Origin of the sequence: Streptomyces sp. NPDC012769 (genome assembly GCF_042901205.1) — a bacterium.
In the GTDB taxonomy this organism is placed as follows: domain Bacteria; phylum Actinomycetota; class Actinomycetes; order Streptomycetales; family Streptomycetaceae; genus Streptomyces.
In genome coordinates this window covers 686,578-708,691 of record NZ_JBIBCP010000002.1, presented here as the reverse complement: position 1 = coordinate 708,691, position 22,114 = coordinate 686,578, and the positions used below count along the sequence as shown (strand labels likewise).

The window sequence follows — 22,114 nt, the reverse complement described above, 5'->3', positions numbered from 1 at the left end:
TTCGGCGGGACACCTGTGGCATATGCCGAGGTCTGCCCCGCCGGTCGTTTTGCTTGCTGGACAGAGTGTCCACGGAATGGGGCACTCCCGCCAGTACGCGTAGGTAAATCAAGCCTTACTTCCCCCTGACCCATGACTGGGACACTCTGCCCCACGTGATGGACAGATCGTCCAGGGTGTGCCATGCTCATCTTGCCCCACAGATGGGGCAGCCTGACCCACCTGAGAGTCAACGTGATGAGGTGAATGTGCGCCCTCCGCTGCCGATGCACCGGCTGGTCAGTCCTCAGCTGTTGCGCCTGCTGATGCAGCGCACCGGCACTGGTGCCCAGCTCAGCATCCGTGAGCTGGCCGCCGCCATCGGGATCCCCCACACCACCATCGGCAACTTGCTCGCCGGAGATCAGGAATCGGTGGCCGGCGAGACGGCCTACGCGATTGCCGCGGCCATCGGTGTCGATGTGCTCGTGCTGTGGATCCCCGTCGAGCGGGCCGCCGCTGTGCAGCTGGTCCCGAGCGGTGAGGAGGCCGACGCCGCATGAGCCGCGCTCACGAGATCCGCGAGCAGTACCGCCAGCTCCTCGGCGACGCCGTCATCGAGCACATCCGTGCCGAAGTCGCTGCCGCCCCGCCCCCGAGCCCGGAGGTGATCGACGCGCTGCGTCGGATCTTCACCCGGCCCGCCGGCGAGATCTCCGTAGCCGCGCCGGCGCCCGCCGCCCGAGCGGCCTGAAAGAAGAGCGGGGCCGCTCCGGACCCAGCCCGGTCCGTGTGCAGCCCCTCCGGAAACCCCGACCCATGGAATCGAGGAACCCGTGAACACGCACTCTATCCGCTCCCACGACGCCCTGATGCGGGCGTTCGCGGTAGCCGAGATGGTCACCGCCTCGCTGGACGAGCCGCCGACCTCTGTCAGCGTTCGTCAGTGCCTGGGCATCACCTCCGAGGTGGACGTGTACTTCCACCAGATGCCGGAGCACGTGCTCGCGGCCGCTGAGAAGTACGGCGTCGAGCCGGTGCTGACCCCGAACTACGCCGACGACCCGAACCTCGTCTGCACCGAGGCGCATGTCCAGTGCGACGGCGTGGCCGTGCGCTTCTGGGCACTGGTCAACGTCGCCGTTGTGGAGGTCGCGGCGTGATCACCGACCCCACCAACGTCCCCACCGGCGACCGCCGCCCCCTCCTCGTCCTGCTGCCCCCGCCGCAGCCGACGACCGTACCCAACGTCCTCCTCGCCGCCGCCCGGCTCCTCCAGATGAACGGGTTCTGGCAGCACGACTACCTGCCGGACCCCTTCGACCGGACGCTGAAGACGCCGCACGCCTCCCGCCCGATGAGCATGGTCGCTGCGATCCGGTGCGCCGCCACCGGCGACCCGCACCGCACGTCTCAGCTCGCCGACACCGCCATCGGGTTCGTGGCGCTGAGCATCGACGGCGGCCCGTACGACCCGAACCTGCTGTCCCTGGAGCGGCACGTCGACGCCTGGGGCGACGAGCCCGGTCGGACGGTGGACGAGGCCGTGGCTCTGCTGGAGCAGCTGGCGACGGCCCCGGAGCGTGCCGCATGAGCGCGCGGACGTGGATGCTGGCCCGGCTCACGGGCGCGCAGGTCCCGCAGGACCGGGCGGTCGCCGAGCTCGACGCGTACCGGGACGAGGTGCGCGCCGAGGTCGGGCAGGAGCTCGCGGCGTTGCGGGTCCGGGTGGCTGAGCTTGAGGCCGAGCGGGCCGCAGTCACTGCGGCGCTGGAGCCCCGTTGGGACCTCCACCTCGACACGCAGATGCACGTGCTGCAGGCGCTGACCACCGCCGCGCCGGAGCCGCTGCAGCGCCAGGCGGAGGACCCGCACGACTCGCCGCTGCACCACGACTACGCGCTCGGCCGCGACCTGCCGGAGGTGCGGTCGTGACGCCGTCCGCCTGCCGCTGGTGCGGCATCGAGGAGCGCTCGCACTCCCGGCAGTGGAAGCCGCCCGTCGGCTGGCACTCGTGGGAGCAGCCGACGCAGGCCCAGATCAAGGCCCGCATGATCGCGCGCCGCAACGCCCGTAAGACGACCGCCGGGAGCGCCCTGTGAGCAACGACCAGCCCGTCACCGGGCCCATCCCCCTCTACGTCCGCACCATCCCCGCCGGGGTCGTCCTCGACCTGGAGGCGCTCACCCGCCTCGTCGTCGGCGACGTCCTCGACGCCCTCCTCGACGGCCAGTCCACGGACCTGTGGGACCTGCTGCACGAGGTCGCCGACGAGAAGACCGCTCCGGTGCACGCGAAGTTCGACCGCGAACAGCTGGAGCAGGAGCTGACGGAGCGCGCGTCATCGCGAGTTCCGCTGTACGGCACGCGGGCGCTGGAGCTCGCCGACCAGCTGCTGCGGGCCGCGCGTCTGCGGCAGGTGCCGGGCCCCCGCCGGGGCGGTGAGGCCGCGTGACCAGCCGCTGCCCGATCTGCCGCCTCCTCTTCGAGGACTGCACCTGCACCGGGGGTGCCCGATGAGCCCCGGTCTCGCCCGTGGCTGCGTCTACGGCCTGCTGCTCTCCGCCGTCCTGTGGGCGCTGATCGCCCTCACCATCACCGCCATCAGGAGCGCACTGTGACCCAGCCCCGCCACGCGCGGGACACCGAGCGGGGCCGCTACTACAGCGACCCCGCCGGGGGCCCCGACCTCGTGTCCGTCACCAACGTCCTCGACACCGCCGTCGCGAAGAAGGCCCTGGTCCCGTGGGCCGTGAAGCTGACCGTCGAGCACGTCCTCACCCACCTGCCGTCGATCACCCTGCGGCTGGTCACCGACCACACCGAGGTCGCCAGGGAGATCAAGGCCGTGCACCGCGACGCCAAGGACCGCGCCGCCAACCTCGGCGACCGCGTCCACGCCGCCGCCGAAGCCCACGTCCTCGGCGCACCCGTCGCGGACGACCCCGAGGTGGCGCCGTACCTGCACCAGCTGAAGCTGTGGCTGGCGTCGTGGGGTGTCGACCTCAACAAGCACGTCGAAGCCACCGAGATCACCTGCCTGCACCGCCGCCTCGGATACGCCGGCACCGCCGATCTGCTGATCTGGCTGCCGACCGGCCCGGGCGGGCGCCTGGAGCTGTGGCTCATCGACTACAAGTCGTCCGCCACCCGCCCCGCGAAGTCGGTGTACCCGGAGAACACGCTCCAGCTGGCCGCACTCCGCTTCTGCGAGACGGTCCTCCTCCCCGACGACACCGACGCCCCGATGCCTCCCATCGAGCGGACCGGTGTCCTCAACCTCCGCGCCCGCAGCCACGCTCTCGTGCCGATGCCGGCCGACCGGGCCGCGCACCGCGCGTTCCGTGGCCTCCTCGAAGGCACCCGCTGGCTGCACGCCGCCCCCTCCACGTACCCCGCGCTCACGGCCCCGGCCGTGCCACAGATCCGAAAGGCGGCCTGACATGGGATCGCGCCTCCTCAACATCCAGCGCCGCGCCGCCGAACACGGCCGGCTGCGCACCGGCTACACCCAGGGCAACCGGCCCGTCCGCTCCGCCACCTGGGTCATCACCTCCCACTCCGAGGAGCACGTCCGCACCGCCGCCGAACTGTGGGGCGGCACCCCGGAGTCGTGGAAGCCGCTCAACTCGACCATCGAGCAGTGGCGGGTCATCACGAAGGCCGCGTCCATCGAGGCGCTGATCACGCCCGGCGACCCGCTGAACCAGTACAACGAGATGTGGTCCGCAGGCGGCTGCCAGCGTCGCTGCGACGGCCAGACCGAGCTCCTGACCCGCCAGCCCTGCCTGTGCGCAGCGCAGTTCGGCGACGACTGGCACACCCAGCCCAAGGGCCGCGTCTGCTCGGCCACCTCCCGGCTGAACGTAATGCTGCCGGACCTGTCCGGGATGGGCATGTGGCGGGCCGAGACGCACTCGTTCTACGCCGCGTCGGAGTGGGGCGGCATGGTCGACATGGTCCTCGCCGGGACGAACGGGCAGGGCTTCGTGCCGGTGAACCTGCGGATCGAGCCGCGGCAGGTGGTCCGCGAGGGCAAGACGAAGAAGTTCCCCGTGGTCGTGGTGGAGCTGCGCGGGGTGACCCCGCGGCAGGCCCTGGCCGGGCCGCTGACGGCGGCGGCGGCGCTGGATCCGACGGGGGCCCGGGCGGTGGCCGCGATCGAGGCGCCGCGGCCGGACTACCTCGCCGACGCGCAGGCCGCGCTCACCGTGGACGACGTCCAGGACGTGTACCGCACGGCGCACGCCGCCGGTCACCTCACCGACGAGCTCGTCGCCGCGCTGAAGGAGCGGGCGGACGAACTGAAGGACGAGCAGCAGCAGGCCGAGGACGAGGGGCCGGACGAGGACGGCGCCTACGAGGTTGAGGTCGTCGAGGACGACGCCGAGTCTGCCGCGTGGCCGGCCGTCGCGGCGCCCGGAGCGGGGGCCCGCCGATGAACTGGCACCTGGGCCGCATGTGCGGCTTCGACCTGGAGACCACCGGCGTCGACGTCGAAACGGACCGAATCGTCACCGCCACGGTCGTCCAGTGCGGTGGCGGCCAGCCCACCGTCCCGGCCGGGTGGCTCGCCGACCCGGGCGTCGAGATCCCGGAGGGCGCCGCGCAGGTCCACGGCATCACCACCGAGAAGGCCCGCGCCGAGGGCAAGCCCGCGGCGGAGGTCGTCGCTGACATCCTCGCCGCGCTCGGCCAGGTCATCGCCGCTGGCATCCCGATCGTGGCGATGAACGCGCGCTTCGACCTCACGATGCTCGACCGCGAGGCCGCCCGATACGGACTCCAGCCGCTCCAGGCCGGGCCCGTCGTCGACCCGCTCGTCCTCGACAAGCAGGTGGACCGCCACCGGCGAGGAAAGCGCACCCTCACCGCCCTTTGCGAGCACTACCAGGTCGAGCTCGGCGCCGCCCACACCTCCGACGCCGACGCGATCGCCGCATGCCGCGTCGCCTGGCGCATCGGCCAGACCCGCCCGGACATCGCCGCCATGCCGCTCGACGAGCTGCACACCGCACAGGTCGGCTGGGCCGCCGAGCAGGCCGCCTCCCTCCAGGAGTACCTGCGCAAGTCCGACCCGGCCGCGTACTGCCCGCCCCAGTGGCCGGTCATCCCCCGCCAGCAGAACGGAGCCTGACATGCCCGTCCTTCGCCGCACCTACAACAGCCTCCAGGCCCGCTACGAGCTCGTCCTCGAACAGCGCGACGACGCCCGCAACAGCCTGGCGATCTCCCGGACGATCGCCGCGGGCTACGCCGAGGAGAACGCGCACCTGCGCAAGCTCCTCGCGAGGAAGGGTGGCAGCGCCGTCGTGGCGGCCGAGCACGCCCGGCTCAAGCGCGCGTACGCCGACTTGGAGCAGCAGCTCCTCGCGGTCCAGGCGTCGAACGAGGAGCTGTGCCGCCAGGCCCGCGAGAAGGCCGAGGTCGCACTGTGACGCTCACACAGACCCCCGCGGCCGGGATGACCCGCCTCCCAGCCGCGGCCGGGGCCATCCGCCGCCTCTACCGCGTCGCCGGCGTCGACATCAGCCTCACCGGGACCGGCATCTCCACCATCGGCGGCACGACCCGCGTCCCCACCGCTGGCCGCCGTGCCGACTCTCTCGTCGAGCGGGACGCACGCCTGAAGCACATCACCAGCCGCGTGCTGGACGAGGTCGGCGCCGTCGACCTCGTCTGTGTCGAAGGCCCCGTCAGCTACCAGCAGCCCGGCGGATCCACCTGGGACCGCGCTGGCCTCTGGTGGCGCATCGTGTCCTCCTTCATCGGTCGTGAGATTCCCGTCGCTGTCATCCCTCCGACTTCCCGGGCCAAGTACGCCACCGGCCGCGGAGGGGCCCGTAAGACCGCCGTGCTCGAAGCGGCGCAGCAGCGGTACGGCGCGATCCTCCCGACCGACGACGAGGCCGACGCACTGATCCTGCGCGCCATGGGCCTCGACTGGCTCGGTCAAGCCCTCGCTTCCGTCCCCGACGGCCACCGTGCCGCCCTCGGCGGAGTCCGCTGGCCGGAGATGGAGGCGGCCCGGTGAACATCCGCGCCGACATCGCCGACCTGCTCCACGCCGGGCACTCCGACCGCGAGATCGCCGCCCGGCTCCACGTGGACGCCAAGACGGCCGCCGCCGCCCGCGCCGCCCTGGGCCTGCCCAAGGCCAGGCCCGGCAAGAAGCCCGCCGAGTCACTGGAAGCTGCCTTCCTCCGTCACGCCAAGAAGTCCGGCGGCGGCCACATGAAGTGGACGAGTCACGTCCAAGCTGACGGCTCCAGGATCTTCCGCTGGCAGAACCGGACCTGGACCGCCAGCCAGGCCGCGTTCGAGATCGGCCACGGTCGGCCGGCGGTCGGAAAGGCGCTGCCCATGTGCGGCCGGGCCGGGTGCGTAGCACCGGCGCACATGCAGGACCGGCCCGGCCGCGACCAGCTCATCGCGGACATGCTGACTGCCGGGCACTCGGTGTCCGCCGTGACGCGCAGGTATCCCGTCTGCTTCGACCAGGTCCGCACTGTCCGTGACGCGCTCGGCATCCTGCCGCACCCTCCCGGCGCGAAGGCCGAGAGCATCGACGACACCTTCCGGCGCCGCGCCATTCCCACCGAGGACGGCCATCTGTTGTGGCCCACCTCGGACTACCACATCAGGACCGTCGAGGGCGGCTCGATGTCTGCCGCAAGGTTTGCCTTCCAGCAGAAGTACGGCCGTCGGCCAGTCGGCAACGTGCGCCCTGGCTGCGGCATCCCGCGGTGTGTCCACCCCGGCCACGTCGAGGACCGGCTCCTGCGCGAAGCCCTCACTACCCAGCTCACCTCGATCTTCGGGAGCGCCGCATGAGCGAGACCCGTGCCATCAGCACCGACCACGCCCCCGACTGGCGAGAGCAGGCCGACTGCCGCCGCCCCGGCTACTTCGGGACCGACCACTGGTTCCCCACGGGCGCCACCACTGGCAAAGACCGCGCCCAGGCCGCCGAAGCCAAGGCGATCTGCCGTGAGTGCCCCGTCGCCATGCAGTGCGCCACCTGGGCGCTCCAGCAGCGCCCCACGGACGGCATCTTCGGCGGCCTCGACGTCGACCAGCGGCGCATCATCAACCGCCGCTCTGCCGAGCGCCAGTTCACCGACGAGGAGATCGCCAAGGAGATCCGCACCACGTGGACGAAGGACGCCCTCGGCCCGCTCGTCGACGCCTACCTCCGCCGCACGATCCAGGGTGACAACGGGCACGTGTGGTGGCGCGGCAAGAAGAGCGCGTACACCGTCGCGGGCCGCGTCCTCACCCCCGGGCAGATCGCGTTCGAGGTCGGCTACGGACGTGAGCCTCAGGGGCACGTGAAGGCGACCTGCGGTCAGCCGTTCTGTCTCGCGCCCGAGCACCTCTCGGACGGGGCCATGCGCTGGCGCCGAAGTCACCTGACAGCAGCTGCATGACCGGCCAGCAGATCACCGGAGCCCTCTTCGTCGACTGCGGCCAGCAGCTCCAGAACGGCACCTGGGTCCGGCCGCCCCGCGCGAAGTACGAGTGCCTGATCTGCCGCCGCATCGAAGGCCCCGTCGTCGGCGCCGCCGCCGTCACCGCGTTCGTCCAGACCATCCGCAGCAAGCACCACCACAACCAGCAGGGAGCACACGCCGCATGACCGCCATCCAGCCCGAGCACGGCACCGACGAGCAGCAGCTGTCCGCGCCCGTCGCCGCGTTCCTCGCCAGCCACCTCAACGGCCGCACCGACGAGGAGCTCAGCAGGGAGTTCCACCAGCTGCTCGACGCCGTCCGCGCCCACGGCAAGAAGGGCCAGATGACGATCACCATCGTCGTCGACCCGCCGGCCAACGGCGTCGACAGCGCGCCGATGCCGATCGGCGTCGAGTCCACCGTCAAGGCCCCCAAGCCCACCCCGGTCAAGAGCCTGTACTTCCTCGACGACGACGGCCAGCCGGTCCGCGAGGACCCGCGCCAGCTCGCCATGGACTTCCGCTCCGCCCCGACCACCACGACCTTCAAGGAGGCCTGATCATGACCACCACGCCCAACGACGTGCAGCAGATCATCACCATCGCCCAGCAGGCCGCCGCCCCGGTCGCCCTGGAGGTCGGCAAGTACCACGTCGTCCGCACCGCCGACGGCTTCCGCCCCGTCGACCTCACCACGCCCGAGCACACCGGCGTCCCGGCCCGGAAGCAGGGCATCACCACCGTCCGCGACGCCACCAGCTTCGCCGCGTACTTCGCCAAGCACGCCGACCCGGACACCGAGGTCTACGCCGATGCCGACCGGCTCACCGTCACTGCTGTCCTCGACGCCCACACCGCCACCTCGGCCCGCTGGTCCGGCCACCGCGTCGCGCTCCACCTCCGCAAGACCGAGTCGTGGGCCCAGTGGATCGAGCATGACGGCCGGCTGATGCAGCAGGAGCAGTTCGCCGAGTTCCTCGAGGACCACCTCGCCGAGCTCCTGGAGCCGTCCGCCGCCGACATGTTGGAGATCGCCCAGTCCATCCAGGGCGCCACGAAGGTCGAGTGGCAGAACTCCACCCGACTGTCATCCGGTCAGCGGCAGTTCACGTTCGTCGAGACCGTCCAGGCCAAGGCCGGGCAGAAGGGGCAGCTGACCGTCCCCGAGCAGTTCACGATCGGCCTGGTGCCGTTTGAGGGCAGCGAGGGCTACCGGCTCACCGCCCGCTTCCGGTACCGCCTCGGCCGGGACGGCGGCCTCGCCCTCGGCTACAAGCTGGAGCGCCCCGGCGACATCCTGCGCACTGCGTTCGCGGACGTCGTCACCGCCATCGGCACCGAGATCGAGCAGCCGATCATGAACGGCACCCCGGCGGCGTGATGAGCCGGCCGCGCGCGACGGGCGCCGCCGACTCCCGGTGCCCGTCGTGCGCGGCCCCCGTCCTCACGCAGTGGGTCGGGGACCGGGCCGCCCTCCGGATCACCGCTGACCTCAGGCCGCTCACCCCCGGCCAGCAGGCCACCGTCCGGGAACCGAACCGGCTGATCTGGTGCCTCGCGAGCCGCGCGCACACCGCGCCCCGGCTGCGCTGGATCTCCCGCTGGCACCCGCCCGGCTGCCCCCACCCGCACGTCACCGAGCACCGCTGCCCACCCGCCGAGCCGACCACCTTGTTCTAGGAGAGCCCGTGGAGAACGTCCGCCACTTCCCGCACCAGCAGGCGGACCACGACGGCCTCAACATGCGCGCCCCCCACGACGCCGAGGCTGAGGCCATGGTCCTGTGCGCCGTGATGCACGACGCCGAGGCCTACCGGCTCGCCGCCGAACTCCTCGACCGGGAAGACTTCTACCGGCCAGCCCACCTGCTGATCTGGGACACCGTCGCCGGTCTCGTCGCCGCCGGCACCCCGCCTCACCCCGCGCTCGTCCGCGCCGAGATCGAGCGCGCTGGGCTCCTGCACGTCGTGGACGGCGGCAACCTCATCTACCGCCTCGGCGCCGAGATCCTCCCCCCGGCCAGCACCCCCCACTTCGCCCAGCAGGTGGCCGACAAGGCCCGCGAGCGCCGGTTCGACGAGCACGCCAACGAGCTCAAGACCGCCATCGGCCGCGGCGCCACCGGCGACGAACTTGAAGCGCTCGTAGCCGAGTTCCAGCAGGCTGAGCAACTCCGCGCCGCCACCGGCCACGGCCCGGCACACCTCGTCTCGACGCTGCTCGACTGGGGCACCTTCTTCGCGACCGACTTCGGCAGCATCCAGCTTCTGCCCGGCCGGCTCATGGCCCCCGGCCAGCAGATCACCATCGTCGGCGATGGCAAGGCCGGTAAGTCCCTTTTCACGCAGGACTGGATGTGGCGGATGGCCACCGGCCAGTCCTTCCTCGGTGACAAGCCCCAGCCGCCCGTCCGGATCCTCTACCTCGACGCCGAGAACGGCCAGGAGCAAGTCCAGGAACGATTCCTCTCCTTCGGCGCCGGGCCCCGCAACATGGGCGAGCTGCGGTACGCCTCCTTCCCGCCCGTCCGCCCCCTCGACACCCCGGGCGGCGGCGCCGACCTCATCGCCCTCGTCAAGGCCACCGCCGCCGAGCTTGTCGTCATCGACACCGTCAGTCGCTTCATCTCCGGCCCCGAGAACGACGCCGACACCTGGCTCTCGCTCTACCGCCACACCCTCCTGCCGCTCAAGCGCGACCGCATCAGCTCCGTCCGCCTCGACCACCGCGGCAAGGACTCCGAGCGCGGCGCCCGCGGCTCCTCCGCCAAGACCCAGGACGTCGACCACGTGTGGGAGCTGTCCGCCCACGGCGGCGGCGCCCTCACCCTCAAGCGCACCCACACCCGCACCGGCATCGGCCCCGACGTCTTCAACCTCGTCCGCCAGGCCCGACGCGACGGCGACAACTGGGCCCACGGCGGCACCCGTCACATCGTCATGGAGTGGGACACCCCCGAAGCCGTCCTCGTCCCCGGCTCCGACGAGGAGATCATCGCCCGCCTCGACCGCGCCGGCGTCCCCCTGGACGCGGGCAACAGGGTCGTCAAGGCCGCGCTCGCCGACCTTCAGATCAAGGCCGGATCCGACAAGGTCTCCCGCATCGTCAAGGCCCGCCAGAAGCGCGCCGCAGACGTTCCCCCGAGACGTTCCCCCGAGCCCCTCCAAGAGACGTTCCCGGGGAACGTTCCCCGGAACGGGTCAAGGGACGGTAAAGCCACAGGTCAAACGTTCCCCGGTAACACCGAGGGAACGCCAGGAACGCCCCCCGTTCCCCCGTCACCCCCCTCTAGGGAGGGGGACGGGGAGGGAACGCCCGGAACAGACACCCCAGAAACCCCCCACTGCACCGTCTGCCACGAACCCCTCCACGGCTACCGACTCGACCGCGGCTACACCACCTGCCTCCAACACGACACCGACGCCGCCTGACCGCCGCACACCCGGTTCCCGCCCCTCTCGCACGCAGGAGAATCCCGATGCAACCGACGTTCCTCACCACCCCGGGGCTCGCCCGGTTCGCCCGCAACATCGACGACGAGCGCCGGGGACAGATCGCCGAGTACGGCGAGCAGCAGCACCCCGACGGCACCGGCGGCCTTGACCGCGACCTCCTCGCCGACGGTCTCTTCCAGGAGGCCCAGGCGGCGCTCCAGGAGGGCACCGTCACGTGGCGCCACGCGCTGGAAATGATGACTGCGGCCGTGGCGGCCGAGACCGACCCGGCGGAGCTCCGCACCCTGCTCGTACGCACCGCCGCAGTCTGCGCCGCGTGGGCGCAGGACATCGACAGCCGGCCGCACCCGATGGTGTGCGCGCATTGCGGCGAGCAGATCGAGACCAACGAGATCCAGAACACGTGGGTCGGGCCGCTGAAGCAGCCGGGGACCCCGAAGTGCGCGGCGCCGCGGTTCCACATCGACCGGCCCGAGTGCCGCGCCGCGTCGGACCGGGCGTGCGACGAGCAGGCGGAGGCGTACCGGGCCCGGACGGCGGTCCGGAGCGCGGATCCGGCCGTCCGGCATGGTCAGGGCGACGGGTCGTGACCGGCCCGGACCGCGTCCGGACGGATCCGGACCTCGCCGAACTCGCGCCGCTCGCCTCCGTCATCGCCGGCGCGCTCCGGGACACCCCGGTCCGGCTCGGCGACGCCGGCCTTCTGCCCGACCTCGTCGGCGCCCTCACGGCCGCGGTCGCCGTGTACATCGGCCGCGAGGTCCTCCCGCCCGGAGCCCTCGACGAGGCCCGGCCGCCGACGGTCGAGTGGGACGTCGAGGTCGAGCGCCGCCCCGGGGACTGGGTGACGTTCTCCCCCGGGTGCCCGCGGGCCGCCGCCCTGGAGTGGTGCGCGAATGCCGAGGAGAACACCGGCTGGCGCGCCCGCGTCGTACGGCGGACCGCGATCACCACGATCGAGCAGCCGCCCGCGGACGGTCAGCTCGACGAGCACCGCTCCACCTGAGCATGCAGCAGCCCGCCCCGCATGCTGCGCGGGGCGGCCCGCCATCCAGCCTACGACCCCCAGGAGCCCACACCATGACCCTCGAAGAGCTCATCACCGCCCTCGAAGCCGCCGACCCGACCCTCGTCCTGCCGCACGGCTTCACCAACCCGCACTCCTACCGCGGCTTCTACGAGGACCTGGCGTTCGAGCCCGCCACCGACGTCCTCGTCGCCGACATGCTCGACGACGCACGTAACGCTCTCGGCGAGACCTTCCAAGGCTGGAAGGGCGGCGACTACAAGATGCGGCGCTACACCGACTGCTGGCTCGCGAAGGAGGGGCACCTCGGCGAGACGCTCGGCCCGCTGCTGGTGCAATTCATGCTCGCCGCCGGGGTCGGGAACGCCGCCCGCCAGGCCGCCGCACAGCAGCCGGCCGCCGTCTGCCACCCCGAGAGCTACGCGCGCGAGTGCCCGTGCCCGCCCAACGGCAGCTGCTGCAAGGTGGCCCCTGCCGACCTGACAACCCCCGCTGTCGGGGTGCAGGACGCCACCCAGCCCACAACCTCGGCCCGCGCCCGGCTGGCCGCCCTCGTCGGCTACGAACCCGGCGAGCACGACCAAGAGTTCGAGAAGCGCGTCGACGCACTCATCTCCGCCGTTCTCCACGAGGCCGCGCGCCGTATGGAGGGCGCCGGGTACGACGACGACGCCGTCAGCTTCCTCGACCTCCTCGCCGCCCGTCAGACCGCCGGGGCCGAGTCGTGACCGCCGCCCTCACCCTCATCCTCTGGCTCGGCGCCGCCTGGCTCGCCCTCGCCATCCTCAGCGCCTGCTACGCCCTCTACCGCGCCTGGAAGGACTGGCGATGACCGGCACGGCCGCGTTCGTCACCCTCAGCGTCATCACCGCCGGCCTCCTCCTCGGCACCTGGACCAGGAACAAGAAGTGACCACCACCGCCCGCACCGGCGCCGGCCGCCACACACGCGCCCGCGACCGCACCGCCCGCCGCACCCTCCTCCTCGACCTCCTCGACCGCCTCCACCGCCTCACCCCGGCCGAGACCGCGCTCCTCGTCGACTACACCCGAGCCGAGCTGGCCGCGTCCGACGCGCTGCGCTCCTCCCTCGTCGGCGTCGAGCGCGCCCTCCAACAGCGCAGCGAGCAGCTCGTCGCCGCGGAGGCCGCCATCGTCGAGATCGAACACGACCGGGACCAGGCCGAGGCCGCCATCGAACGCGTCCGCAAGGCCCTTCACGCCATCCGCCTCGAAGTCGGCCGCCACCCGGGCAACGGCGCCCCCGAGGCACTCGGCTACCGACTCGGACTCGCCGCTGCCGACCGCCAACTCCACGCCGCCCTCGACCTCCAGGAGCTCCAGCCGTGATCTTCGCCCTCGGCCTCATCCTCGGCGGCCTCTCCGGAGGCGTCACCTACGGCCTCACGACCGACGGCGGCGCCGCGCTCCTCGTCGGCGTCATCGCCGCTGTCCTCACCTGGTGCGGCCTCGCCACCCTGCTCATCGCCGACGACTGACCCACACACAGCGATGGAGCGCGCCCAGTCCGCCAAGACACCTGCGGGCGCGCCCCACACGGTGCGACCACCGTACCGCCGCACGAACCCCACGGAGCGCACCATGAACACCACCCTCACCACCGTCCAGCAGCTCCAGACCATCGCCCGCCTCTGGCCCGACCTCGAGGACGCGCTCGCCGCCCCCACTCAGCACTCGTGGCCGCCGGTCGAGCTTCGCGGCTACCTCCAGGCCATGGAGCAGCTCGACGCCGAAGAGCAGGAGGCCCGCCGCCACCGCGCGGCCGCGCTCCGCGCCCTGGAGCGCTCCCCCGACCAGCTCGGCGCCCGGCCCGTGCCGATCAGCCTGACCGTGCACGACACCATGCGCGCCGTCGAGGCCGCGCTGGTGGACACCGCCGACCAGATCGCCCGCGCCGTGCAGCGCGCGCCGATGCAGCCGCCGGCCCCCGCGCGCGCGGCGGTCGCCCGGACGCGGGCGGAGCGGCTCGCATGGGCGGACCGAGCCCGGTGGATCGAGCAGGCTCGGCAGGACGCGGCCGACCTGCGGCGGTGGCGCGAGACCGGTGGTGGCCGGACTGCGGTCCGGGCCGCTTTGTGGCTGTCCGGGCGCGCAGCCGGATCGTCCGGACCGTTCCGTCCGCTGTCCGACGTCGAACAGCAGCAGGTCGCCCGGGTCGCGGCCGGCGCGCTCGGCCGGGTCGAGGCCGCGCTCGACCTTGCGGACGCCCGGCGAGTGCTGGCGAGCACCCACCCCTGCGCGTGCGGCGGGACGATCGAGGTGTATGGCGGTGCTGGCACGCAGCCCGTCGCCCGCTGCCTGGGCTGCTGGGCGATGTGGACCGAGGCGGGCGTCATCGCAGCCTAGGGAGCGTCCAACTCCCAGTCTTCCGGGGCGCCGAGCATTTCTTCACATTGATCCAGATCTAGAGCTCGCACCTCGGTTGCGAGTTGTTTACCCGCGTCCGCTTGAGCCTGGTAATGGGAAAAGTCGTGCTCGTTGGCCTCGATAGCTTCCGCCATGCTGTAGGTGGTGCTAGTCACGTCCTGCCCAGCGCTGTACATCTTCTCGATGTCACCCTTGCGCCCGTCAGGCTGTTCCAGCGCTCTCCAGCTGCCGACGAGATGCGAAAACGCGGCGGCAACAATTCTTTGCTTTGCCGCGATTGCATCGAGCTCGGGCTGCCCCGGATTGGGATTGTCGTTGAATACCTTGGTAGCAGCGGTCGCCTCAAAAATCTTGTTAGTGATTTGGGGGGCTTGTTGCTCACAAATCGCGTTTACCTTAACTTTCCAATCGCTGAAACTAGGAGCGTCGCTCTCGCAGCGGGTCAAGAAGAACGCCAGGATGCCGACCCCGGCCGACACCGCACCCAACCACCAGCCAATATGGCCCCGCAGCCTGCTCCCCCGCGTCTCCTCTGGTGGCTCAGCATCCATGCGTCCACCCTGCCCCCCACCATGTCCAGACGCATCCGGACTCAGCCATGCGGGTCTACTCCGCTGGCAGCCGTGCGGCGTGCTCGCCGAGCGACTGCCGCGCCGCCCGGCCCCCCTCCTCCTCGCCCTCCGAAGGGAGCTGGCGCAGCCGCCCCCGCTGCCAGGTCACGAGTACACACATGTTCCAGTGCGGCAGGACGATCGAGGTCCGCGGCGCAGCCAGCGCGCAGCCGGTCGCCCGTTGCCGAGGGTGCAGCTTCTACACAGACCACTCCAACGTCACGCTGATGCCCCACGGGAAGGAGCCGCTCACGCTGGCTGCTGAAGCGCCCAGTGCGCGGGCGGCTGTCAGCAGCGGGAGCCTGAGGAGCGCTGCAATGCGTTGCAGGAGGTAGGGAATGTTCCGGGCCCAGCCTGCGTACCGCATTGGTGACTGCGGCGCATAGGTCTGGGCCACCACATACGAAGCGAGGGAGGCCCAACCTTGAACGGCGAGCAGCACCTCGGTGGGGTCTTCGCCCTCGTCGACATGGGCTCGTTTCTGCAACTGGCTCCAGACGAGGTTGAGCCCTTGTGCGCAGTCCTCTTCGCTCTCGTACTGCCCGCGGTGCAATTCGTCGCGGAGGGTGTCATCCGGGTACTGCATGGCCCATCGCCTCAGCTTTCATCGACAGGGCCGACCTTCCACACCTCAGGTCCCCGCCACCCTGCCCGGCGCCGGAGATCACATCCTCGGGGCCGAACGCGGGACCGCCAATCGAGCCGTCGATCCGGTCCGTACGGCCGCTGTCACCCTCAACTCGACGCACGAGGACCTTCGGCAGCTCGTCCATACCGTCCACTTTGGATCCGGACCGTCCGGACCGCACCCGGACACGTCCGGACCCTCAAGACCGCCACTACTCCGGCGCCGGCAACCGGGCTCCCAGGTCGCGCGCAAGGCGCTCGGCCTCCTGACCCTCGACGGTGTCGTCAGCAAGGTGCAGCAGGAGCACTACGGCTTGTCGGGCCTCGGACAGGTTGAGCAGCGGCAGCCGCTCTTCGTCGGCGTAATCGCCGGTGACCGGCTCGAAGGTCGTCATGCTCGGTCAACGGCGGGCGCCGCACGGGGACACGGAGTGAGGCCCCGGGGATCTACCGCCTCGTCGGCCCCGACGACTCGCCTGGCCAGTCCTCGGGGCCGCCGCCCCGCCACTCGATGGGCGGCCAGCCGGCCTCCTCCAGCCAGCCGGCCCGCCGCAGGAACTCGATGAGGTCCTCGAATCGGAAGGCGTGCCCGACAGAGGTGCCGTCGATCCGGACCGTCCGGCCACCGTCCGCTGGGGCCGGCGGCATCACGACCACGACTGGCTGCTCCTCGTCGCTCATAGCGTCCACGCTCGTTCCGGACAGGCCCGGATGCATCCGGACTGGGCCGTCCGGGTGTAGACATGGCAGAGCCCCCGCTCATGCACGTCGGCTGAGCGGGGGCTCACGGCTGTCCGGCTACGGGCGCCACGCCTCCTCGTAGTCGGGATGGTCCGCGTACGGCAGGGCGAGATCCCGCAAGTCGTCGCATGGCCACGGGTCGCCGTCGTACTGGCAGTCATCCACGTTGTCCCAGGGGCGCTCGGGGTCGCCCTCGGCGGGACTGAGCGCGTGCCGGGCCAAGGTCCGACACTTGGCGTCGACCTCGGCGAGGACGCGAGCCGGATCGTGGCGAGCGATGTGAGCCGAAATGGCCCCTGCCCGCGCCCCCTGCCCTGTCTCGCAGACCGCCCAGTCCATGCCACCGGTGCTTGATGGGTCATCCGGTACGGCGCCTACAAGCGCGACAGGCCCCTCCTGCGGGTCCGCCGGGCCCGGATCGTGCGTGTAGGCAATCCACGTTCCCGAGGAGGGATCCTCCTGTGCGGGTCGCGCATCGCGGGCCACACGCTCGTCCTCGTCGAGGCGGGCCGTCAGGAACTCCACCAGATCCACCTGCTCACTCCTTCGGCTTGTCCAAGTCGGTCCTGCGCCCCTGCGTCATCCCGGCCTGACGGGCCGCCCAGTACTCGTCGAACCACGCCACGGGGTACTCGGGCCGGCTGCTCCCCGGGCGGAACGTGGGCGCCGGCCAGCCCTCGGCCGGGTTGGTCGCGAGCCGGTGGATCAGCGTGCGGCTGCGCCCCACCCGCTCGGCGAGCTTCGGAATGGTCATGGTCTCCCGCGGCTCCTCACTCTCCGGGGTCACGGACATGGGCACATCCTCTCGCGAGGTGTGGACATTGTCCACACTTCTCGCTACGGTCGAACCGGCAACAACGAAGGCCCCGGCCGGAGTTCGCAGCTCCACATGGCCGGGGCCGGACCCACCCGCAACAGCGACGAAGGAGCAGGCCCGCCATGGAGCCTACCCAGCACACCCAGCCCACCGTCACCCACCCGAACGGCCTCGTCTTCCGCGTCATCCCCGCGGACTCCTACACCGCCCGCATGACCCGCGACCGCCGCCAGCTCGTGATGACCGACGGCCAGACCTGGACCGTCGGACAGCCCGTCGGCTGGCACGGCACCGCCGCCGCCTGGCTCACCACGGAGGCCCCCCGTGGCTGACCGCATCCACCTCACCCAGGAGGACGACGCCCTCCGCCGTGCCCGTACCGACCAGCCCATCCGCGAAGCACTCCGCTGGATCGCCAACCGCCTCAACGACCTTCGGCCGCACGCCTTCATGAGCCCCGCCGGCCGCGAGGCGATCGCTCTCACCGCGGCCACCGAGACCTTCCCGAAGGACGAGGCCGCGGCCGCCGACCTCGAGCACGCGCTGCTGCTGCGCATGCCGCACGTCGACGGTCCCGTCACGCGCGCGGATTACGCGCAGAGCCTGTTCCGAGCCGCCGGCCGGGGTGACGCCTGATGCGAATCCGCCTGCCCCGCGTCTTCACCCGGCAGTCCGAGACGCCCCGCCCGGCCGCTGCCGCCGTCCCGCTCCACAACCCGGCGGCCGACCTCCCCCACGGCGCGCTTCCGCTCGACGTCGCCCTTCAGATCGCCCGCAAGGCCCTTGACCGGCACCAGAACGCGAACATCCACAGCCGCGTCGCCATGTACTTCGCCGCCGTCGACCTGGATCACGCCCTGCGCAGCCTCGTCAACGCCCACGACCACCAGCAGGAAACCTGATGCGCACCCGCACGATCGTCGAGACCCGTCGGGTCCCGCACACCGTCGACGGCGAGACCCTCCTCATTGACGAGGAGCACACCCGCCGGGTCCCCCTCCCGCCCCGGGACTGGGACCACATCGTCCTCACCAGCGCCCTCGGGGTGATCGTCCTCGGGCTCGGTGTCGTCATCGTCTGGTCCACGGCGTCCATCGGCGCGCTCCTGACGCGGGCCATCGACGAACCCGTCATCGCCTACGCTGCCGCGAGCGGCTTCGTCCTCGGTTGGATCGTCTGCATGGCGTTCGAGTGGCTCGCCCGGTATGACCCCCTCCGCGTCCGCCGCCCCCGGCGCGCCGGCCACGCTTTCCTCGCCTCCGACATGGCCGCCGTCTGCGTGCATGGCTACGTCGCGGACTCGCTGAAGGTCGGCGTCATCGGTGCCGTCCTGTCCGGCGGCGCGAAGTGGCTGTGGACGCTCGCCCTCGACCACCAGGCGGCCCCGCTCGACACCCGCACCCAGCAGTGGGTCACCGTCAAGCGCAACGAGGCCGGGGGCCGGCTCGCCCTCGCTGCTGTCCGGCGCCAGCTCACGCGGGCAAACAGCCGGGCCGCTGCCGAGGAGGCCGCGCTCCGGACCACCGTGGCCGCGGGGCCGGACCAGCTGGGCGACGACACGGACAGCGAGGACGCCGACATCCTGCCTCTCAACCCCAGCGGGATGACCGTGAAGGACGCCGTCAAGACCGCGTGGGACAGTGGAATCCGCGAGAAGGCCGCCGCGACGCGGTACGTGAGCCGCGCCATGGGCCGCGCCGCGTCTCCTGAAACCGTCGACCGGTACCTGCGCGCGCTGAAGGTCGGTGCCTGATGGGCAGCCAGGACCCCGACGAGCGCCGAGGCTGGCGCGGCCCGCGCTCGGCCCCGCTGTCCGGCTGCTGGCCCTCACCGCTGCGGGCCGCGCCGTGGCTCATGTGGCTGCTCGCCGCCGCGTCCCTGAGGGCCGCGTGGCGCGCCCCCTCCGGTCCGCGAGGATGAATCCCGCCGTCCTGCTGCGCACCCTGCACACCCCGCCCGAAGGCCGCCACCCGGCGGCCACAACCGAGAGGAACAGATCAAGATGAGCGAACGTGTGAACGTGAAGGTCCTGCTGCTGGTCGGCGACGAGGCAGAGATCGTGGCCGACGCCCCGGACGCCACCGCGCCGGAGCGATACCCGGCCGTCGAGATCGCGGCGGCCGTGGACGCGCCGTGGGAGGAGCTGCCGGGGATGCGGCTGACCGCGCGCGTGGACGACCGGGACCGGCTGTACGACTGGCGTCGAGCGTAGCCAGCTGAGGAATGGCTCCTGCCTCTTTGCGGGTTGGGGCCTTTCTTTCGCCACCAAGCGTTGCAAAACAGTGGAGTTATGGTCCATAATAGAGACACGAGGGGGCGACAGGGGCCGCAAACCCCAAACCACCTCGAACCAGAAAAACTCAACAGAGAGTGAGGACTACATGTCCGACGAGATCGAGCGCAACAGCCGCGCGCTGATCGGAGCCCTCATCGAGGTCTACGAGACGCTCCGGCTGATCTGCACCGCATTCCCGATCCCGGTCGTCCTGCCGAAGCAGGAGGTCGAGTTCGACGGGGCAACGACCATCCAGGCCGTGTCCCGACTGGTGGAGATCATCGAGGACCAGCCGATCAGCGAGTTCGAGAAGGCCATGATCTGGGGGGCCTCCCTCCAGTGGCTCTCGGCCAACAAGCTGATCAGCCGATACCTGAACCTCAGCGCCGATCCGGTCTCCCGAATGGAGATCGAGCTCCTCATCCAGCACGCGGGCGACGCACTGATCGCCTACCTCGACGGAGAGGAGCAGGCCGACACCAAGTAGCCACCACGCCCCCCGGCACCCAGCCGGGGGGCACCCCTCACTCTCCCCCGGACAGCAAAACGACCGGCAGGGCCGGGCCGAAGCCCACAGGCGCGAACGCCCGTCGCAAAACCCCACCGGTCGCCAACCAGCCTCAACAGAGAGACCGACACCACCATGGTAGCCACCCCACCTGAGGGCGAGACCCTGCGAGAAATCGCGGCCCGCCACGACCGGGCAGAGACGACCGTTGCGAACCAGTGGGCCCGCCATCCTGAGTGGCCCACCCCGATCGGGAAGCGCGGGCAGGCCCACGTCTATGACTCGGCCGCCGTCGACCGCTTTGTGGCCGCGCACCTAACACGCCCAGCCGTCGAGCTCGATCCACAACGCGAGTACACCGCTGCCGAGATCGAGGCCGCCACCGGCATCAGCGGGGGCACGATCCGCGCGGAGGTGTCGAAGGGGCGGTGGCCGGCCCCAGACGGCCAGCGTGGGCGCGCGAATGTCTGGCGCGGGGCAACGGTCCTGGAGGCCGTGGCCGAGCGTCGGGCGTACCGCAGGACGACGAACGCCGGAGAGTGATGCTCGGCAGCGCACTGCGCGCGGAGCGCGCTCCTTGGCCCCGCAGGGGAGGGCCCGGCGCGAAGCGCCTTGAAGGGGCCCTGCGCGACAGCGCGCCGCCCGTCAGGGCGGGTTCTTGCGGCCCGTGCCCGTAGGGCACTTCAGGGGCCGCTTCCTTGTTCCAGGCCGCCCGTGGCCGAAGGCCACTCAGGGGGCGGCCCCCGGCCCAACGGGCCGTCCATTTCCCGCGCCCGAAAACGGGGATGCCCCCCGGCTGGCTACCGGGGGGCATCAGTACTACTCGTCGAGGCCGCCGCCCTCCAAGAGCGCGGCACCCGCTTCGATGGCCGCGTCGTTCGCGGCGATCATCAGGATCATCGCCTCCGCAGCGGCGGTGGGGTCATCCTCGTGGCTGATGAGCCACATCACGACCTTGGAGGCGGACAGCCAGGAGAGGCAGGCGGCGAACAGGTCGCTGCGGATCCCCTCGTCCATCGGCAGATCCTGGATGATCACTGCCGCGCGAGCGACGGCGGGCATCGTGGTGTCGGCCTCGTACACGGGGCCGCCCGGGAGCAGGATCGGGAGGGGCAGCCTGCGGCAGACCCGCCGGATGAGCTCGTACGCCCGGACGAGGTTGTGGGTGAGTTCCTCGATCTTGCGCTCGTGGTCGTCGGACATGTAGTCCTCACTCTCTGTTGAGTTTTCTGGTTGGTGAGGGTTTGGGGTTTGCGGCCCCGTTCTCGCCCTCACGTCCTCTATTATGCCACCTACCTCCACTGTTTTGCAACACTTAAGCCCTCAAGTTCCCTCCAGGAGGATTGAGTTCCCTCTACCGGGGCGCGGGGCCGGTGGGTCGGAACGGCGGGCTGAAGGCCCCGGAGCGCGCCGAAGGCGCAGGGGCCTGAACTCCTGGCCGGTGCGCGCCGGAGGCGCAGGCCAGGAGCGGTCCGCGCCCCGCGCGGACTGAGTCCCGGTGAACGCGCCGAAGGCGCCCGGGACTCACCCGGAGCCGCTTGCGGCGCAGGGCGGCCCCCCGCAGCCGCCCACCGGCCCCGCGCCCCGGAGAGCTGCGCCCCGGCCACTTTCGACGGTCGCCCAAATCGCAAACGTGCCGCTAGCTGGGCCGCTCGTCGGTGCCTTCATCGCTCTGATCGAGCTCCAATCGACCATGCTGAGTCAGCTGCCACTGCGCCCCATCTGCGTCAGTGAAGTAGAGCACCGCCACGTCGTCCCAGCCCTCAAAGGGATCGAGGAAGGAGAAGTGGCTGCCCACGCCGATCACTTCGACGGGGGTCGGATAGTCGCCAGTGAGCAGCTCACGAGTGCCCGTCTCAGAGCTGGTCACTCGGTAGGCGCGCACCGCTCGCCTACCGTCCTCTCCGAATGCGACCGACACCCCGTGAATCGGTGCATCGCTGTGGTTGAACACTCGCAAGGAGTTGCGCTCCCTTCTCACCTCGATGCACCGGGCTTGGGCGTACAGCCGCTCTTCGGCCTGCGCCAACAAGGCCTGCCGTTCGAGAGACAGGTTCGCGGACTGTTCGGCGATGAAGTCCCGCTGCTCAGCGATCTGCTCACGCTGGCTACGCAACATGCCGCGCGTGTAGTACGCCGCGGCGGCGGCGAAGGCGCCGGCTACCCAGGTCGGGGCGTCTCCCCAGTCGATGTCACCTATGTTCACGCCGCCACGGTAGGCCCCGCCTCCGACA

At 71.2% G+C, this 22,114-nt stretch carries 42 protein-coding genes; 33 read left to right on the top strand and 9 right to left on the bottom strand.

Annotated elements, in window-relative coordinates; translation table 11 throughout:
• The first annotated feature begins 242 nt into the window (after positions 1-242).
• From ACFY7C_RS12200 to ACFY7C_RS12080, 25 genes are all read left to right on the top strand, one after another.
• Positions 243-542 carry a helix-turn-helix domain-containing protein gene (locus ACFY7C_RS12200; protein ID WP_389647810.1) on the top strand — a complete coding sequence of 100 codons (300 nt, stop codon included), beginning with the start codon at positions 243-245 and terminating at the stop codon, positions 540-542.
• Positions 539-733, top strand: coding sequence for a hypothetical protein (locus ACFY7C_RS12195; protein ID WP_389647808.1), 195 nt, complete (start codon positions 539-541; stop codon positions 731-733). Before ACFY7C_RS12200 ends, ACFY7C_RS12195 begins: the two co-directional genes overlap by 4 nt.
• Before the next feature lie 82 nt (positions 734-815).
• On the top strand, positions 816-1,142 hold the full coding sequence (locus ACFY7C_RS12190) for a hypothetical protein (protein ID WP_389647805.1): 327 nt from the start codon (positions 816-818) through the stop codon (positions 1,140-1,142).
• Entirely contained in the window at positions 1,139-1,573 is a 435-nt protein-coding gene (locus ACFY7C_RS12185) for a hypothetical protein (RefSeq protein WP_389647803.1), read from the top strand. Before ACFY7C_RS12190 ends, ACFY7C_RS12185 begins: the two co-directional genes overlap by 4 nt.
• Positions 1,570-1,914, top strand: a complete 345-nt coding sequence (locus ACFY7C_RS12180) for a hypothetical protein (protein ID WP_389647801.1) — start codon at positions 1,570-1,572, stop codon at positions 1,912-1,914. The genes ACFY7C_RS12185 and ACFY7C_RS12180 overlap by 4 nt, the downstream gene beginning before the upstream one ends.
• Positions 1,911-2,081 carry a hypothetical protein gene (locus ACFY7C_RS12175; RefSeq protein ID WP_389647798.1) on the top strand — a complete coding sequence of 57 codons (171 nt, stop codon included), beginning with the start codon at positions 1,911-1,913 and terminating at the stop codon, positions 2,079-2,081. The genes ACFY7C_RS12180 and ACFY7C_RS12175 overlap by 4 nt, the downstream gene beginning before the upstream one ends.
• Positions 2,078-2,434 carry a hypothetical protein gene (locus tag ACFY7C_RS12170; RefSeq protein ID WP_389647796.1) on the top strand — a complete coding sequence of 119 codons (357 nt, stop codon included), beginning with the start codon at positions 2,078-2,080 and terminating at the stop codon, positions 2,432-2,434. The genes ACFY7C_RS12175 and ACFY7C_RS12170 overlap by 4 nt, the downstream gene beginning before the upstream one ends.
• A gap of 162 nt (positions 2,435-2,596) precedes the next feature.
• Positions 2,597-3,421 (top strand): hypothetical protein, encoded by an 825-nt coding sequence (locus tag ACFY7C_RS12165; protein WP_389647793.1) that lies wholly within the window; start codon positions 2,597-2,599, stop codon positions 3,419-3,421.
• A 1-nt stretch (position 3,422) separates the two neighbouring features.
• Complete coding sequence (locus tag ACFY7C_RS12160; protein WP_389647791.1) at positions 3,423-4,421, top strand: hypothetical protein; 999 nt, start codon at positions 3,423-3,425, stop codon at positions 4,419-4,421.
• The gene (locus ACFY7C_RS12155; RefSeq protein ID WP_389647789.1) at positions 4,418-5,116 is read left to right on the top strand and encodes a 3'-5' exonuclease; all 699 of its coding nucleotides are present in this window, start codon (positions 4,418-4,420) and stop codon (positions 5,114-5,116) included. The genes ACFY7C_RS12160 and ACFY7C_RS12155 overlap by 4 nt, the downstream gene beginning before the upstream one ends.
• Position 5,117: 1 nt before the next feature.
• Positions 5,118-5,417, top strand: coding sequence for a hypothetical protein (locus ACFY7C_RS12150; RefSeq protein WP_389647787.1), 300 nt, complete (start codon positions 5,118-5,120; stop codon positions 5,415-5,417).
• Positions 5,414-6,013: a hypothetical protein gene (locus tag ACFY7C_RS12145; RefSeq protein WP_389647785.1), complete on the top strand. Its 600-nt coding sequence runs from the start codon at positions 5,414-5,416 to the stop codon at positions 6,011-6,013. Before ACFY7C_RS12150 ends, ACFY7C_RS12145 begins: the two co-directional genes overlap by 4 nt.
• Entirely contained in the window at positions 6,010-6,813 is an 804-nt protein-coding gene (locus ACFY7C_RS12140; RefSeq protein WP_389647783.1) for a hypothetical protein, read from the top strand. Before ACFY7C_RS12145 ends, ACFY7C_RS12140 begins: the two co-directional genes overlap by 4 nt.
• On the top strand, positions 6,810-7,409 hold the full coding sequence (locus ACFY7C_RS12135) for a WhiB family transcriptional regulator (protein WP_389647781.1): 600 nt from the start codon (positions 6,810-6,812) through the stop codon (positions 7,407-7,409). Before ACFY7C_RS12140 ends, ACFY7C_RS12135 begins: the two co-directional genes overlap by 4 nt.
• Complete coding sequence (locus ACFY7C_RS12130) at positions 7,406-7,618, top strand: hypothetical protein (protein WP_389647778.1); 213 nt, start codon at positions 7,406-7,408, stop codon at positions 7,616-7,618. The genes ACFY7C_RS12135 and ACFY7C_RS12130 overlap by 4 nt, the downstream gene beginning before the upstream one ends.
• Positions 7,615-7,992, top strand: coding sequence for a hypothetical protein (locus ACFY7C_RS12125; RefSeq protein WP_389647776.1), 378 nt, complete (start codon positions 7,615-7,617; stop codon positions 7,990-7,992). The genes ACFY7C_RS12130 and ACFY7C_RS12125 overlap by 4 nt, the downstream gene beginning before the upstream one ends.
• A gap of 2 nt (positions 7,993-7,994) precedes the next feature.
• Positions 7,995-8,813: a DUF2303 family protein gene (locus ACFY7C_RS12120; RefSeq protein WP_389647774.1), complete on the top strand. Its 819-nt coding sequence runs from the start codon at positions 7,995-7,997 to the stop codon at positions 8,811-8,813.
• A complete protein-coding gene (locus tag ACFY7C_RS12115) occupies positions 8,813-9,112 on the top strand; it encodes a hypothetical protein (RefSeq protein WP_389647769.1) in 300 nt (99 codons plus the stop codon). The genes ACFY7C_RS12120 and ACFY7C_RS12115 overlap by 1 nt, the downstream gene beginning before the upstream one ends.
• An 8-nt stretch (positions 9,113-9,120) precedes the next feature.
• Complete coding sequence (locus ACFY7C_RS12110) at positions 9,121-10,863, top strand: AAA family ATPase (RefSeq protein WP_389647766.1); 1,743 nt, start codon at positions 9,121-9,123, stop codon at positions 10,861-10,863.
• A 47-nt stretch (positions 10,864-10,910) separates the two neighbouring features.
• Entirely contained in the window at positions 10,911-11,477 is a 567-nt protein-coding gene (locus tag ACFY7C_RS12105) for a hypothetical protein (RefSeq protein WP_389647763.1), read from the top strand.
• Positions 11,474-11,893 (top strand): hypothetical protein, encoded by a 420-nt coding sequence (locus ACFY7C_RS12100; RefSeq protein WP_389647760.1) that lies wholly within the window; start codon positions 11,474-11,476, stop codon positions 11,891-11,893. Before ACFY7C_RS12105 ends, ACFY7C_RS12100 begins: the two co-directional genes overlap by 4 nt.
• Positions 11,894-11,967: 74 nt before the next feature.
• Positions 11,968-12,642: a hypothetical protein gene (locus ACFY7C_RS12095; protein ID WP_389647757.1), complete on the top strand. Its 675-nt coding sequence runs from the start codon at positions 11,968-11,970 to the stop codon at positions 12,640-12,642.
• Between the two features lie 180 nt (positions 12,643-12,822).
• Positions 12,823-13,263 carry a hypothetical protein gene (locus tag ACFY7C_RS12090; RefSeq protein WP_389647755.1) on the top strand — a complete coding sequence of 147 codons (441 nt, stop codon included), beginning with the start codon at positions 12,823-12,825 and terminating at the stop codon, positions 13,261-13,263.
• Positions 13,260-13,412, top strand: coding sequence for a hypothetical protein (locus ACFY7C_RS12085; protein WP_389647752.1), 153 nt, complete (start codon positions 13,260-13,262; stop codon positions 13,410-13,412). The genes ACFY7C_RS12090 and ACFY7C_RS12085 overlap by 4 nt, the downstream gene beginning before the upstream one ends.
• A 103-nt stretch (positions 13,413-13,515) precedes the next feature.
• A complete protein-coding gene (locus ACFY7C_RS12080; protein ID WP_389647750.1) occupies positions 13,516-14,280 on the top strand; it encodes a hypothetical protein in 765 nt (254 codons plus the stop codon).
• Here ACFY7C_RS12080 and ACFY7C_RS12075 read toward each other — a convergent pair.
• From ACFY7C_RS12075 to ACFY7C_RS12045, 7 genes are all read right to left on the bottom strand, one after another.
• Positions 14,277-14,852 carry a hypothetical protein gene (locus tag ACFY7C_RS12075; RefSeq protein ID WP_389647747.1) on the bottom strand — a complete coding sequence of 192 codons (576 nt, stop codon included), beginning with the start codon at positions 14,850-14,852 and terminating at the stop codon, positions 14,277-14,279. The genes ACFY7C_RS12080 and ACFY7C_RS12075 overlap by 4 nt on opposite strands.
• Positions 14,853-15,111: 259 nt before the next feature.
• Positions 15,112-15,498, bottom strand: a complete 387-nt coding sequence (locus ACFY7C_RS12070; protein ID WP_389647744.1) for a hypothetical protein — start codon at positions 15,496-15,498, stop codon at positions 15,112-15,114.
• Entirely contained in the window at positions 15,482-15,685 is a 204-nt protein-coding gene (locus ACFY7C_RS12065; RefSeq protein ID WP_389647741.1) for a hypothetical protein, read from the bottom strand. The genes ACFY7C_RS12070 and ACFY7C_RS12065 overlap by 17 nt, the downstream gene beginning before the upstream one ends.
• A 66-nt stretch (positions 15,686-15,751) precedes the next feature.
• Positions 15,752-15,934, bottom strand: a complete 183-nt coding sequence (locus ACFY7C_RS12060) for a hypothetical protein (protein WP_389647738.1) — start codon at positions 15,932-15,934, stop codon at positions 15,752-15,754.
• Between the two features lie 52 nt (positions 15,935-15,986).
• The gene (locus ACFY7C_RS12055; protein ID WP_389647736.1) at positions 15,987-16,220 is read right to left on the bottom strand and encodes a hypothetical protein; all 234 of its coding nucleotides are present in this window, start codon (positions 16,218-16,220) and stop codon (positions 15,987-15,989) included.
• 117 nt (positions 16,221-16,337) lie between these two features.
• Entirely contained in the window at positions 16,338-16,814 is a 477-nt protein-coding gene (locus ACFY7C_RS12050) for a DUF6221 family protein (protein ID WP_389647734.1), read from the bottom strand.
• Between the two features lie 4 nt (positions 16,815-16,818).
• Positions 16,819-17,073 carry a hypothetical protein gene (locus ACFY7C_RS12045; protein WP_389647732.1) on the bottom strand — a complete coding sequence of 85 codons (255 nt, stop codon included), beginning with the start codon at positions 17,071-17,073 and terminating at the stop codon, positions 16,819-16,821.
• A gap of 146 nt (positions 17,074-17,219) precedes the next feature.
• Between ACFY7C_RS12045 and ACFY7C_RS12040 the strand changes: the two genes are divergently transcribed.
• From ACFY7C_RS12040 to ACFY7C_RS12005, 8 genes are all read left to right on the top strand, one after another.
• Positions 17,220-17,429, top strand: coding sequence for a hypothetical protein (locus ACFY7C_RS12040; protein WP_389647729.1), 210 nt, complete (start codon positions 17,220-17,222; stop codon positions 17,427-17,429).
• The gene (locus tag ACFY7C_RS12035) at positions 17,422-17,733 is read left to right on the top strand and encodes a hypothetical protein (protein ID WP_389647726.1); all 312 of its coding nucleotides are present in this window, start codon (positions 17,422-17,424) and stop codon (positions 17,731-17,733) included. Before ACFY7C_RS12040 ends, ACFY7C_RS12035 begins: the two co-directional genes overlap by 8 nt.
• Positions 17,733-17,999, top strand: a complete 267-nt coding sequence (locus ACFY7C_RS12030) for a hypothetical protein (RefSeq protein ID WP_389647723.1) — start codon at positions 17,733-17,735, stop codon at positions 17,997-17,999. Before ACFY7C_RS12035 ends, ACFY7C_RS12030 begins: the two co-directional genes overlap by 1 nt.
• Entirely contained in the window at positions 17,999-18,850 is an 852-nt protein-coding gene (locus tag ACFY7C_RS12025) for a protein transporter Sec31 (protein WP_389647720.1), read from the top strand. The genes ACFY7C_RS12030 and ACFY7C_RS12025 overlap by 1 nt, the downstream gene beginning before the upstream one ends.
• Complete coding sequence (locus ACFY7C_RS12020) at positions 18,850-19,017, top strand: hypothetical protein (RefSeq protein ID WP_389647716.1); 168 nt, start codon at positions 18,850-18,852, stop codon at positions 19,015-19,017. Before ACFY7C_RS12025 ends, ACFY7C_RS12020 begins: the two co-directional genes overlap by 1 nt.
• An 82-nt stretch (positions 19,018-19,099) precedes the next feature.
• Positions 19,100-19,309, top strand: a complete 210-nt coding sequence (locus tag ACFY7C_RS12015) for a hypothetical protein (RefSeq protein ID WP_389647713.1) — start codon at positions 19,100-19,102, stop codon at positions 19,307-19,309.
• A gap of 169 nt (positions 19,310-19,478) precedes the next feature.
• Complete coding sequence (locus ACFY7C_RS12010) at positions 19,479-19,859, top strand: hypothetical protein (protein ID WP_389647710.1); 381 nt, start codon at positions 19,479-19,481, stop codon at positions 19,857-19,859.
• Between the two features lie 156 nt (positions 19,860-20,015).
• Positions 20,016-20,423 carry a helix-turn-helix transcriptional regulator gene (locus ACFY7C_RS12005; RefSeq protein ID WP_389647707.1) on the top strand — a complete coding sequence of 136 codons (408 nt, stop codon included), beginning with the start codon at positions 20,016-20,018 and terminating at the stop codon, positions 20,421-20,423.
• Positions 20,424-20,699: 276 nt separating this feature from the next.
• Here the strand turns inward: ACFY7C_RS12005 and ACFY7C_RS12000 are convergent, their stop codons facing one another.
• Both ACFY7C_RS12000 and ACFY7C_RS11995 read right to left on the bottom strand, forming a co-directional pair.
• Positions 20,700-21,083 (bottom strand): hypothetical protein, encoded by a 384-nt coding sequence (locus ACFY7C_RS12000; protein WP_389647704.1) that lies wholly within the window; start codon positions 21,081-21,083, stop codon positions 20,700-20,702.
• A gap of 436 nt (positions 21,084-21,519) precedes the next feature.
• The gene (locus ACFY7C_RS11995) at positions 21,520-22,086 is read right to left on the bottom strand and encodes a hypothetical protein (RefSeq protein WP_389647701.1); all 567 of its coding nucleotides are present in this window, start codon (positions 22,084-22,086) and stop codon (positions 21,520-21,522) included.
• Positions 22,087-22,114: the final 28 nt, after the last annotated feature.

Bases quoted from the DNA above. Each gene is read 5' to 3' on its own strand.
- ACFY7C_RS12195 (WP_389647808.1), top strand. From the start codon at position 539: ATGAGCCGCGCTCACGAGATCCGCGAGCAGTACCGCCAGCTCCTCGGC.
- ACFY7C_RS12180 (WP_389647801.1), top strand. From the start codon at position 1,570: ATGAGCGCGCGGACGTGGATGCTGGCCCGGCTCACGGGCGCGCAGGTC.
- ACFY7C_RS12160 (WP_389647791.1), top strand. From the start codon at position 3,423: ATGGGATCGCGCCTCCTCAACATCCAGCGCCGCGCCGCCGAACACGGC.
- ACFY7C_RS12155 (WP_389647789.1), top strand. From the start codon at position 4,418: ATGAACTGGCACCTGGGCCGCATGTGCGGCTTCGACCTGGAGACCACC.
- ACFY7C_RS12150 (WP_389647787.1), top strand. From the start codon at position 5,118: ATGCCCGTCCTTCGCCGCACCTACAACAGCCTCCAGGCCCGCTACGAG.
- ACFY7C_RS12135 (WP_389647781.1), top strand. From the start codon at position 6,810: ATGAGCGAGACCCGTGCCATCAGCACCGACCACGCCCCCGACTGGCGA.
- ACFY7C_RS12130 (WP_389647778.1), top strand. From the start codon at position 7,406: ATGACCGGCCAGCAGATCACCGGAGCCCTCTTCGTCGACTGCGGCCAG.
- ACFY7C_RS12125 (WP_389647776.1), top strand. From the start codon at position 7,615: ATGACCGCCATCCAGCCCGAGCACGGCACCGACGAGCAGCAGCTGTCC.
- ACFY7C_RS12120 (WP_389647774.1), top strand. From the start codon at position 7,995: ATGACCACCACGCCCAACGACGTGCAGCAGATCATCACCATCGCCCAG.
- ACFY7C_RS12115 (WP_389647769.1), top strand. From the start codon at position 8,813: ATGAGCCGGCCGCGCGCGACGGGCGCCGCCGACTCCCGGTGCCCGTCG.
- ACFY7C_RS12105 (WP_389647763.1), top strand. From the start codon at position 10,911: ATGCAACCGACGTTCCTCACCACCCCGGGGCTCGCCCGGTTCGCCCGC.
- ACFY7C_RS12095 (WP_389647757.1), top strand. From the start codon at position 11,968: ATGACCCTCGAAGAGCTCATCACCGCCCTCGAAGCCGCCGACCCGACC.
- ACFY7C_RS12080 (WP_389647750.1), top strand. From the start codon at position 13,516: ATGAACACCACCCTCACCACCGTCCAGCAGCTCCAGACCATCGCCCGC.
- ACFY7C_RS12075 (WP_389647747.1), bottom strand. From the start codon at position 14,852: ATGGATGCTGAGCCACCAGAGGAGACGCGGGGGAGCAGGCTGCGGGGC.
- ACFY7C_RS12070 (WP_389647744.1), bottom strand. From the start codon at position 15,498: ATGCAGTACCCGGATGACACCCTCCGCGACGAATTGCACCGCGGGCAG.
- ACFY7C_RS12065 (WP_389647741.1), bottom strand. From the start codon at position 15,685: ATGGACGAGCTGCCGAAGGTCCTCGTGCGTCGAGTTGAGGGTGACAGC.
- ACFY7C_RS12060 (WP_389647738.1), bottom strand. From the start codon at position 15,934: ATGACGACCTTCGAGCCGGTCACCGGCGATTACGCCGACGAAGAGCGG.
- ACFY7C_RS12055 (WP_389647736.1), bottom strand. From the start codon at position 16,220: ATGAGCGACGAGGAGCAGCCAGTCGTGGTCGTGATGCCGCCGGCCCCA.
- ACFY7C_RS12045 (WP_389647732.1), bottom strand. From the start codon at position 17,073: ATGTCCGTGACCCCGGAGAGTGAGGAGCCGCGGGAGACCATGACCATT.
- ACFY7C_RS12040 (WP_389647729.1), top strand. From the start codon at position 17,220: ATGGAGCCTACCCAGCACACCCAGCCCACCGTCACCCACCCGAACGGC.
- ACFY7C_RS12030 (WP_389647723.1), top strand. From the start codon at position 17,733: ATGCGAATCCGCCTGCCCCGCGTCTTCACCCGGCAGTCCGAGACGCCC.
- ACFY7C_RS12025 (WP_389647720.1), top strand. From the start codon at position 17,999: ATGCGCACCCGCACGATCGTCGAGACCCGTCGGGTCCCGCACACCGTC.
- ACFY7C_RS12020 (WP_389647716.1), top strand. From the start codon at position 18,850: ATGGGCAGCCAGGACCCCGACGAGCGCCGAGGCTGGCGCGGCCCGCGC.
- ACFY7C_RS12015 (WP_389647713.1), top strand. From the start codon at position 19,100: ATGAGCGAACGTGTGAACGTGAAGGTCCTGCTGCTGGTCGGCGACGAG.
- ACFY7C_RS12010 (WP_389647710.1), top strand. From the start codon at position 19,479: ATGTCCGACGAGATCGAGCGCAACAGCCGCGCGCTGATCGGAGCCCTC.
- ACFY7C_RS12005 (WP_389647707.1), top strand. From the start codon at position 20,016: ATGGTAGCCACCCCACCTGAGGGCGAGACCCTGCGAGAAATCGCGGCC.
- ACFY7C_RS12000 (WP_389647704.1), bottom strand. From the start codon at position 21,083: ATGTCCGACGACCACGAGCGCAAGATCGAGGAACTCACCCACAACCTC.